Raw genomic sequence first — 283 nt, 5'->3', positions numbered from 1 at the left:
CACATAAAAAATGATCGATATCATTTTCTGTATGACAATGGAAAGGCGAAACTCTTATAGCACCTGTTAAGCCAATGGCTTCAAGTATACGTTTTGAATAAACACTAGTATTCACTCTTTCATATACAGTAACTCCTCGATCTTGATAATCCTTTCTAAGTTGTTCATCATCTCTTCCCTGAATTCCAATCGCAACAATGAGATCTCTTTTCGTTAAATCTGGATAATCTGCAAAAACTTTTACGTTATCCATGTATCTCAATCCTTCGATCTTATCACTGCC

The 283-nt window shown here is 35.0% G+C and carries 1 pseudogene; it reads right to left on the bottom strand.

What is annotated here, in order from left to right:
- Positions 1–253: pseudogene (locus SB822_RS56450) on the bottom strand (aminotransferase); the annotation flags it as partial.
- Between the last annotated feature and the right edge of the window lie 30 nt (positions 254–283).

It is taken from the genome of Paraburkholderia sp. SIMBA_054 (assembly GCF_046534875.1).
Taxonomy (GTDB): Bacteria; Pseudomonadota; Gammaproteobacteria; order Burkholderiales; family Burkholderiaceae; genus Paraburkholderia; species Paraburkholderia hospita.
This window is presented reverse-complemented; position numbering and strand designations above follow the sequence as displayed.